Origin of the sequence: Micromonospora deserti, assembly GCF_003236335.1 — a bacterium.
In the GTDB taxonomy this organism is placed as follows: Bacteria; Actinomycetota; Actinomycetes; order Mycobacteriales; family Micromonosporaceae; genus Micromonospora; species Micromonospora deserti.
The window spans coordinates 1-9,097 of record NZ_POUB01000240.1; the positions used below are offsets into that span (position 1 = coordinate 1).

Here is a 9,097-nt window from a genome sequence, read left to right on the forward strand (position 1 = left end):
GTCGGCGGAGGCCGCGGGGTGGGCGGGCGTCGCGCCCGTCGCGGACCGGTCGGTCGTCATGCCGCCGAGCTCTCCGCGCCGAGCTGCTCACGCAGGAACGCGATGTCGGCGGCCTGGCCCTCCACACCGCCCGGCGTCTCGACGATCACCGGGGCACCGGCCGCGCGGATCACGGCCACCACCAGCTCCGGGTCGATCGTGCCACCGTCGAGGTTGTCGTGCCGGTCCTGGCCCGAACCGAACGCACCCTTGGAGTTGTTGGCGTGCACCAGGTCAATCCGCCCGGTGATCGCCTTGACCCGGTCGACGAGGCCGAGCAGCTCCTCGCCCCCGGCGTGGGCGTGGCAGGTGTCCAGGCAGAAGCCCACCCCGTGGTCGCCGACGGCGTCCCAGAGCCGGGCGAGCGCGTCGAGCCGCCGGGCGCAGGCGTTCTCGCCGCCGGCGGTGTTCTCGATCAGCACCGGCAGGCCGAAGCCGCCCGACTCCGCCGCGTACGCGAAGGTCTTGCGCCAGTTGTCGAAGCCGACGGCGAGGTTGTCCCCGGCGTTGACGTGCCCACCGTGCACGATCAGCCCCTTCGCGCCGATCGCGGCGGCCGCCTGCGCGTGCGCCAGCAGCAACTTGCGGCTGGGAATGCGGATCCGGTTGTTCAGGGTCGCGACGTTGACGACGTACGGCGCGTGCACGTAGAGGTCAACGTCGGCGGCGCGCAGCCGCTCCGCGTCCTCCCGGGGCTTGGGCGCCTTCCACCCCTGCGGGTCGGCGAGGAAGAACTGCACGGCCTCGGCCGCTCGGGTGGTCGCCTCCGCCAACGGGTCGGTCGAATCGACGTGGGCTCCGATACGCATGCCCGGGAGCCTACGTCGCGTCCCCGACGGGCGGGGTGACGGCGGGGCGGGAGCCGTCCGCCCGCCCGCGTCACCGGACGGGTCTGCGGTCGTTGATGCGAGTGGGGTCGAAGGCCCGTCGGCCGGCGGCGCTGGCCGCGCCGGCGGGACCGGGCCGCCCGGAAGTGGGGCACCCCGTCGTGCGGCCCGGCGCGGCGGGGTCTGCCCCGAGGGGCACCGGCGGCTCGACGGACGGGCACGGCCCGGCAGGGAGATTGGCGGAGAATTCCACCATTTACCCGACAAGGTGCGAGAGCCGATGTAACGTCGGGTAACAACACGATAAAGCTCCGCGGGGCGTCTCCGGTCCAACCTCATCGGTGTGGTCGTTCCTCCCCAGGTCCCACCCAAGGAATGCGGACGGGACGCCCCGCGGCCTCCTGGCACGGGGGCGCGCATCGACACCGACACCGACGTCGACGCGGGCCCCCGTCGCCGTTCCCGGCCCGGGTCCGACCACCCCGGGCATGATCGTCCGGGCCGGGTATCCTGGTCCGGTTGTCCGCGTCCGGCCGGGTTCCCCCGGGCCGAGCGGGCCACGACGCACGACCTCCTGCCACGGAAGGACCGTGGCCGCCTAGCCCACAGGAGGTGAGCACGTCTTGCGTCATTACGAGATCATGGTGATCCTCGACCCCAGCCTCGAGGAGCGCACCGTCGCCCCGTCGCTCGACACGTACCTGAACGTGATCCGGACCGCGGGTGGCTCGGTCGAGAAGACCGACGTGTGGGGCCGCCGGCGCCTCGCGTACGAGATCAACAAGAAGGCCGAGGGCATCTACGCCGTCGTCGACCTGCAGGCGACGCCTGCGGCGGTGGCCGAGCTGGACCGTCAGCTGCGGCTCAACGAGTCCGTGCTGCGCACCAAGGTCATCCGGCCGGAGATGCGCTAAGCATTCAACCCCGGTACGCCCGGATCAGCCTCATCGGCCCTGTCGGAGGGTTCTGAGAGCCTGTACGGCAGAACTGATGAGTGCGCGAGGAGATGGTCATGGCAGGAGACACCACCATCACGGTCATCGGCAACCTGACCGATGACCCCGAGCTGCGGTTCACCCCCTCCGGTGCTGCGGTCGCCAAGTTCCGGGTCGCCTCGACGCCCCGGTTCATGGACAAGGCGTCCGGCGAGTGGAAGGACGGCGAGCCGTTGTTCCTCTCGTGCACCGTCTGGCGGCAGGCCGCCGAGCACGTCGCGGAGTCGCTTCAGCGCGGCACCCGCGTGATCGTGTCCGGCCGGCTGCGTCAGCGGTCCTACGAGACCCGTGAGGGCGAGAAGCGCACCGTCATCGAGCTCGAGGTCGACGAGATCGGCCCGTCGCTGCGCTACGCCACGGCGAAGGTGCAGAAGATGTCCCGCTCCGGTGGCGGTGGCGGTGGCTTCGGTGGCGGTGGCGGTGGTGGCCAGGGCGGCGGAGGCAACTTCGACGACCCCTGGGCTTCGGCCGCACCGGCACCCTCGCGCAGTGGTTCGGGTGGCGGAAACTTCGACGAGGAGCCCCCGTTCTAATGGCGCCGAGCGCCCGCGATCGCAAACCAGGAGCAAGAGCAATGGCCAAGGCTGCGGCACTTCGCAAGCCGAAGAAGAAGGTGAACCCGCTCGACAAGGACGGGATCACCTACATCGACTACAAGGACACCGCGCTGCTGCGCAAGTTCATCTCCGACCGCGGCAAGATCCGCGCTCGGCGGGTGACCGGCGTGACCTCGCAGCAGCAGCGGCAGATCGCTCGTGCGGTCAAGAACGCCCGTGAGATGGCGCTCCTGCCGTACACGGCGACGACCCGCTGAGAGGGGGCCCGGATATGAAGATCATCCTCACCCAGGAGGTGTCCGGCCTCGGGACCCCGGGCGACATCGTCGAGGTCAAGAACGGCTACGGCCGTAACTACCTGCTGCCGCAGGGCTTCGCGATCGCCTGGACCAAGGGCGCGGAGAAGCAGGTCACGCTGATCAAGCGGGCCCGCTCGGCCCGGGAGATCCGCGACCTCGGCCACGCCAACGAGGTCAAGGCCCAGCTTGCGGGCCTCAAGGTCAACCTGAAGGCCCGCGCCGGCGACGGTGGCCGCCTCTTCGGCTCGGTCACTCCGGCCGAGATCGTCGATGCGGTGAAGGCCGCCGGCGGCCCGGTACTCGACCGTCGTCGGCTGGAGCTGCCCGGCCACATCAAGTCGCTTGGGTCCCACCCGGTGCGCGTCAAGCTGCACCCCGAGGTGACCGCCACGTTCGACCTCAACGTCGTCCAGGGCTGACACCTCACCCGCACCACACAGGGCCCGCACCACTCATCGGTGCGGGCCCTGTGCCTGTCCGGTTTCCGAATCCGGCCGTCGACCGGTCCGCGGGACGTGCCGGGGCATCCGGACCGCGCCGGCCGGTTGCGGCGGTGGCCGTACCCGCGCCGAGGCCGGCCGGGTCGATCAACCGATCGGCTGGCCGGTGACCGCGCTGATCATCACCGTGGACAGGCCGCCGCCGACCACCGCGGCGGCCAGCGCCACCGTCGTTGAACGCCAGGTCGTCCCCACCCGGCGCAGCAGCAGCGCGACGACCAGGCTGCTCGCCAGCGCCAGCCCGAACCGGGGCATGCCCGCGGCCAGCGAGCCGAGCGCCCGCGAGCGCGGCGAGTCGCAGCCGCCGCCGGTGATGTCCGTGACGCAGCCGGGCGGTGCCTGGCCGTCCAGGGTCAGCAACCAGACGAAGACCAGCACCACCGGCACGAGGTAACAGGCGGCCGTGTAGAGGAGCGGTCGCAACGGCCCGCCCTGATCGGGATCGAGCAGGTCGTCCTCGAGCCGCCGGCTCCAGGTGCCCGCGCCCACCGCCTCGATCCGTCGTCGTACCGAGGCCATGCCGGCACCCCGCCCGGCATCGACCAGCTCGGCGCGGCGCCGCGGGGCCGGGCGCGGCCGGGGCGCGGTGTAGGCGACCACCGGCGACCGGGGTGCGGAAGCGGGTGGTTCCATCCACCGCGGATCGTCCCCCGCCAGGCGTGTGCCCGACCAGAACCCCTCGTCCCGACCGTCCTGACCCAGCCAGGGCGACCCCTCGCCGGTGCCCCCGCCGGAGCGCGGTGACTCCGTCCGGCCCCACCCGTCGTCGTCGGTGTACCGCTCCAATTGGCCAGTGCTGTCCGGCTGGTGCCACTGGCTCGTGTCGTCGTCCCACCGGCCGCCGCCGGCGGTCCGGTCCCACCGGTCCTCGCCCGCCGGCCGCCACGAGTGCATGCCCGACGCGTCCCACGGGTCCACCGCCGGGCGGTACGGCTCCGGCTCGACGGCACGGCGCGCCTCCCGGTCCCACGGGTCGACGGCGGGCTCCGCGGCCCGCCGGCTCCGGCGGGCCGGCCGGTCTTCCCAGGGCGGCACCGGCTCGGACGTGTCCTCACCGTCGTCCAGACCGGACCAGACCACCTCCTGCCGGCGGGACGGCGCCCGGCGGGGGCGGCTCTGCGGGGTCACCCCGGAGACCGGATCGTCCTCGGCGCGCCGGCTCCCCACGTACCCCTGTTCCTGCGGCCGGTCGAGCGTCCACTCCCGGGTGTGCTCCAACTCCTCGGGGGCGTCGGCCGCCCCGCGCCAGTTCGTCTCGCTGACCCGCCGCGAACTGCTCGTGGTCTCGGTGGTCCGCCAGCCGGCGCCCGACCAGGACGGTGCGGCCTCGTCCTCGTCGTCGTCCGGCGCGGCGTGCCGGCCGCCGCCGTCCGCGCTGCGTACACCGGACTCCAGCGCCCAGCGCGGCAGGTAGGTGTCGGCCGGCTCCTGCTGGCCGCGCTCGACGGCTCGCCGCCGGCTGGGCGTGCGGTAGCGGTCGGCGTCGGAGGTGTACGGGTCGGCCGGAGACGGCTCGGCGGGATCTTCCCACGCAGCGATCGGCTGTCGCGCGCGCGGACCATCCTCTCCGCGTCCCCAGTCCCGGTAACTCACGGCCGGAGCGTGACCCTTCTCAACCACAAAGCGCAATCCGCTGTCCAGGTGTAGCCGTTGGTGGAGATAGTACGGGACGAATGACCCGGCGGTCTGACCGAAATATCTTCCTCCACAGGTTGGGGATCGCATCTTCGCAGGTCAAGGCGGTGATGGTGAGAATTCCCCAACGGTTGTCCACAACCTGTGCACACGCTGCGCACATGCTTGTCCACCGGCGTCCACAGGTTGTCCCGAGGCTCGTCCACCGTCGTTGTTGAGCCGATTACCACGCGTTCCGTATGGTGGGCCCTCGACCGGCCGCGCGATGACCCCCGATCGACCGGCAGGTCGAGGTTGTCGTACCCCAGCAGTAGAGCTGGAGCTGGATCCGACGCAGTGGAGGGGGGACCCGTGTCGGTCACCGACGACATGCGGACGGAGTCGTGGTCCGGCGGTGGGCAGTCGAACACCCCACCCCCACGCGACGGTCAGTTCGACAAGACCCCGCCGCAGGACGTGGCGGCCGAGCAGTGCGTGCTGGGCGGCATGCTGCTCTCCAAGGACGCCATCGCCGACGTCGTCGAGATCCTCAAGTCCAACGACTTCTACCGGCCGGTGCACGCCACGATCTTCGACACCATCCTGGAGATCTACGGCCGCGGCGAGCCGGCCGACTCGATCACCGTGGCGGCGGCCCTGGCCGACTCCGGCGACCTGGTCCGCATCGGCGGCGCGCCCTACCTGCACACGCTGATCGCGAGCGTGCCGACCGCCGCGAACGCCGCCTACTACGCCCGGATCGTCAGCGAGCGCGCGGTACTCCGGCGGCTGGTCGAGGCCGGCACCAAGATCGTGCAGCTCGGCTACGGCACCGCCAACGGCGGCAGCCGGGACGTCGACGACATCGTCGACCTGGCCCAGCAGGCCGTCTACGACGTCACGGAGCGCCGGGTCAGCGAGGACTTCGCCGTCCTCGCGGACATGCTCCAGCCGACCCTCGACGAGATCGAGGCGGTGGGTGCCCAGGGCGGCGTGATGACCGGCGTGCCCACCGGCTTCACCGACCTCGACCGCCTGCTCAACGGACTGCACCCGGGCCAACTCATCATCGTGGCAGGCCGGCCCGGTTTGGGTAAGTCGACAGCTTCTATGGACTTTGCCCGAAATGCCGCTATCCGTGCCAACCATGCCTCAGCAATCTTCTCGCTGGAAATGAGCAAGGTCGAGATCGTCATGCGGCTTCTGTCGGCGGAGGCCCGGGTGCCGCTGCACGTGCTGCGCAGCGGCCAACTCTCCGACGATGACTGGACGAAGCTCGCCCGCTGCATGGGTGAGATCAGCGAGGCGCCGCTCTTCGTCGACGACACGCCCAGCATGAACCTGATGGAGATCCGGGCGAAGGCGCGCCGGCTCAAGCAGCGGCACGACCTGAAGCTGATCGTGGTGGACTACCTCCAGCTGATGACCTCGCCGAAGCGCACCGAGAGCCGGCAGCAGGAGGTCGCTGACCTTTCGCGTGGCCTGAAGCTGCTGGCGAAGGAGGTCGAGTGCCCGGTCATCGCGGTCAGCCAGCTGAACCGCGGGCCGGAGCAGCGTACCGACAAGCGACCGCAGTTGTCTGACCTGCGCGAATCCGGGTCGATCGAGCAAGACGCTGACGTGGTGATCCTGCTGCACCGGGACGACTACTACGACAAGGAGTCCCCACGCGCCGGTGAGGCGGATTTCATCGTCGCCAAACACCGGAACGGGCCGACCGACACCGTGACGGTCGCGGCTCAGCTTCACCTATCGCGGTTCGTGGACATGGCGATCGTCTAGTCCCGGCCGGGCGCCCGCCCCTCGCCCTCCCCGCCGGGGCGGCTCAGCTGAACAGCGCACCCGCAGCACCTGCCCCTGGCTGGTGACGCAGCCGGCGGGGTCGGCGCGGACGGCGGCCGGGGCGGTGTCGGTCCACAGGTACGACGTGCTGGGCCGGTCGAACACGGCGGCGGAGCGGCGGGCCCACCAGGCGTGTCGCGCGCCCGATCCGCTCGGCCAGCTCGGCCCTCCTGGGCGGGACCGGGCCGGCGTCGGGCCGGCCCGGCCGTTGGCGCTCAGCCGAACATCTCGTCCAGGAAGCTCTTGTGCTTCTTGCGCCGGTAGTGCCCGTGGTAGCCGTGGTGCTGCCCGTACGCGGGGGCCGGCGGGTAGCCGCCCTGCTGCTGGCCGGGCTGCCCCGGGTAGCTGCCCTGCTGCTGGACGGGCTGGGCGGCCGGCACGCCCTGCTGGCGGTTCCAGTTGGCCTCCGCCTCGAACAGCTTCTCCAGTTCACCGCGGTCGAGGAAGATTCCCCGGCACTCCGAGCACTGGTCGATGACGACGCCGCTGCGCTCGTACTGGCGCATTTCTCCGTGACACTTGGGACAGGTGAGGCTCATCACCCGACGGTACCTGGTCCGTTCACGCGGTCGCGGTCAGCGCCTGCGTCACCTCGTCGTCGGAGACCTCGTGGAAGTCGTCGTAGTAGGCACTCACCGCCATGAACTCCGGTGGATGCTGGGCACAGACCACCTGGTCGGCCTCGGCGGTCAGCATCTCGTACGCCTCCTGCGAGCCGACCGGCACGGCGAGCACCACCCGGCGGGCGCCGAGGTGGCGGGCGACCTGGACGGCGGCGCGGGCGCTGGCCCCGGTGGCCAGTCCGTCGTCGACGACCACCGCGATGCGGCCGATCAGGTCCAGCGGCGGCCGGTCCGCCCGGTAGAGCCGTTCGCGCCGCTCCAGCTCGGCCTGCTCCCGCCGGGTCACCTCGGCGATGTCCTCGCTGCTGAGCCGGCTGGCGACCACGTCGTTGAGCACCTGCACGCCGCCGGGCCCGAGCGCGCCGAACGCGACCTCGCGCGCCCACGGCATGCCGAGCTTCCGGACCACCAGGACGTCCAGTGGTGCGCCGAGGCGTTCGGCGACCACCCGGGCCACCGGCACGCCGCCGCGTACCAGCCCGAGCACGATGACGTCCGGTTCGCCGATCAGGGCGGTGAGCCGGTCGGCGAGCATCCGACCCGCCTCTTCGCGGTCGCGGTAGGTGGTCATGCCTCAGGTCTACGCCCTGTCGCCGCCGACCGCCCGCCAGTTGGCGGAACCGGGATGCTCAGCGCGGGGGCCCAGGCCAGCAGGGCGAGCGGGTAGAGCAGGTAGCCGAACCGGGTCGAGGGCATCAGCAGGATCGCGGCCAGCAGCCCGTACCCGCAGACGAGCGCGGCGGCGAGCACGCGACCGGCAGGCAGCGTGGCGGCGATCAGGTGCCCGGGGAACGGTGACTGCGCGGGGCTGGTCACCAGGCCGTGACCGAGCGGAAAGCGCAGCACGTTCTCGACCAGGGCGTCCCGGTCGACCAGCAGGGCCGGCAGCAGGGCGACGGCCGGCACCCCGACGGCTCCGGCGGCGACCCGCAGGCCGGCCCGGCGACTCGCCCCCCAGATGATCAGTACGACGGCGACCGGCCAGGCGAAGAGCTTCAGGGCGCCGGCCAGCCCGACCGCGATGCCCGCCCGGCCCGGCCGGCCGACCGCAGCGAGGGCGAGCGCGAGCAGGCAGAGCGCGAGTACGGGCAGGTCGTCGCCCCCGGTGGCGAGGGTGAGCGCGCAGACCGGCAGCACGGTGGCCGCCTGCGCACCGCGCAGCAGGGCGGCGTCCCGGCGGTTGCGGTCGTCGGCCCGGGGAGCGCTGAGCAGGGTGCGGAGTGCCAGGGCGAGGGCCAGCGCGGTGCCGACCGCGAACCACACCCGGGCGTCGGTCCACCAGGCGTCGACCGCGGCCCGCGGCAACCCGAACAGGGCCATCCCCGGCTGGTACGGGGTGTAGCCGAGTAGCTGCTCGCCGGGCGGCAGCGCGGCGATCGCGTCGTGCCCCAGGTACGGCGTGCCGGTGTCGACCAGGCGTCGACCCGACTCCTCGACGACCAGCACCTCCTCCTGCGCCCGGTCGGTGCGCCCGCCGGCCCGCTCGGCGCTCTGCACGACGACCGGCAGGAGGGTGGTGGCGGCCCAGGCGAGCCCGGTGATCGCCCAGCGTGCCGGCAGCCCGGACAGCGGGGACGCGGGATCGCGACGGCGGGCGTGTAGCTGGCCGGCCACCGCGAGCGCGGCGAGAAGGTAGCCGACGGCCGCGATCCCTCCCCAGGCCCGGTGCGGCAGCAGGGTGGAGGTGACGGCGGTGATCGCGGCGAACCCGGCCGAACCGGCGTACAGGCCGAGGTCGAGGGCGAGCCCGTCGGCGGCGGAGTCGAGGGTTCGCCAGTCGCGGCGACGGGTGGTGGAGGGG

Annotated in this window: 10 protein-coding genes; 5 read left to right on the forward strand and 5 right to left on the reverse strand. The window is 72.2% G+C overall.

Going from position 1 to position 9,097, the window contains the following annotated elements; translation table 11 throughout:
- Nucleotides 1-56: 56 nt before the first annotated feature.
- Nucleotides 57-848 carry a deoxyribonuclease IV gene (locus tag C1I99_RS25080; protein ID WP_111136656.1) on the reverse strand — a complete coding sequence of 264 codons (792 nt, stop codon included), beginning with the start codon at nucleotides 846-848 and terminating at the stop codon, nucleotides 57-59.
- A gap of 641 nt (nucleotides 849-1,489) precedes the next feature.
- On the opposite strand from C1I99_RS25080, the gene rpsF reads away from it, so the two are divergent.
- The 4 genes from rpsF (at nucleotide 1,490) to rplI (ending at nucleotide 3,136) form a co-directional block, all read left to right on the forward strand.
- On the forward strand, nucleotides 1,490-1,780 hold the full coding sequence (rpsF, locus tag C1I99_RS25085; protein WP_007073791.1) for a 30S ribosomal protein S6: 291 nt from the start codon (nucleotides 1,490-1,492) through the stop codon (nucleotides 1,778-1,780).
- Nucleotides 1,781-1,860: 80 nt separating this feature from the next.
- Nucleotides 1,861-2,394, forward strand: a complete 534-nt coding sequence (locus C1I99_RS25090; RefSeq protein ID WP_199562384.1) for a single-stranded DNA-binding protein — start codon at nucleotides 1,861-1,863, stop codon at nucleotides 2,392-2,394.
- A 41-nt stretch (nucleotides 2,395-2,435) separates the two neighbouring features.
- On the forward strand, nucleotides 2,436-2,675 hold the full coding sequence (rpsR, locus tag C1I99_RS25095) for a 30S ribosomal protein S18 (RefSeq protein WP_013289355.1): 240 nt from the start codon (nucleotides 2,436-2,438) through the stop codon (nucleotides 2,673-2,675).
- Nucleotides 2,676-2,689: 14 nt separating this feature from the next.
- A complete protein-coding gene (gene rplI, locus C1I99_RS25100) occupies nucleotides 2,690-3,136 on the forward strand; it encodes a 50S ribosomal protein L9 (RefSeq protein WP_111136657.1) in 447 nt (148 codons plus the stop codon).
- Nucleotides 3,137-3,304: 168 nt separating this feature from the next.
- Here the strand turns inward: rplI and C1I99_RS25105 are convergent, their stop codons facing one another.
- A complete protein-coding gene (locus C1I99_RS25105; protein ID WP_111136658.1) occupies nucleotides 3,305-4,810 on the reverse strand; it encodes a hypothetical protein in 1,506 nt (501 codons plus the stop codon).
- 411 nt (nucleotides 4,811-5,221) lie between these two features.
- On the opposite strand from C1I99_RS25105, the gene dnaB reads away from it, so the two are divergent.
- Nucleotides 5,222-6,613, forward strand: coding sequence for a replicative DNA helicase (dnaB, locus tag C1I99_RS25110; protein WP_111136663.1), 1,392 nt, complete (start codon nucleotides 5,222-5,224; stop codon nucleotides 6,611-6,613).
- A gap of 275 nt (nucleotides 6,614-6,888) precedes the next feature.
- Here dnaB and C1I99_RS25120 read toward each other — a convergent pair whose 3' ends face one another.
- The 3 genes from C1I99_RS25120 to C1I99_RS25130 all read right to left on the reverse strand — a co-directional run.
- Nucleotides 6,889-7,215, reverse strand: coding sequence for a TFIIB-type zinc ribbon-containing protein (locus tag C1I99_RS25120; protein WP_111136660.1), 327 nt, complete (start codon nucleotides 7,213-7,215; stop codon nucleotides 6,889-6,891).
- A 19-nt stretch (nucleotides 7,216-7,234) separates the two neighbouring features.
- On the reverse strand, nucleotides 7,235-7,867 hold the full coding sequence (locus C1I99_RS25125) for a phosphoribosyltransferase (protein ID WP_111136661.1): 633 nt from the start codon (nucleotides 7,865-7,867) through the stop codon (nucleotides 7,235-7,237).
- Nucleotides 7,864-9,097, reverse strand: a 1,234-nt coding sequence (locus tag C1I99_RS25130; RefSeq protein WP_233512702.1) for a glycosyltransferase family 87 protein, incomplete at its 5' end; no start/stop codon positions are given. The genes C1I99_RS25130 and C1I99_RS25125, both read right to left, overlap by 4 nt.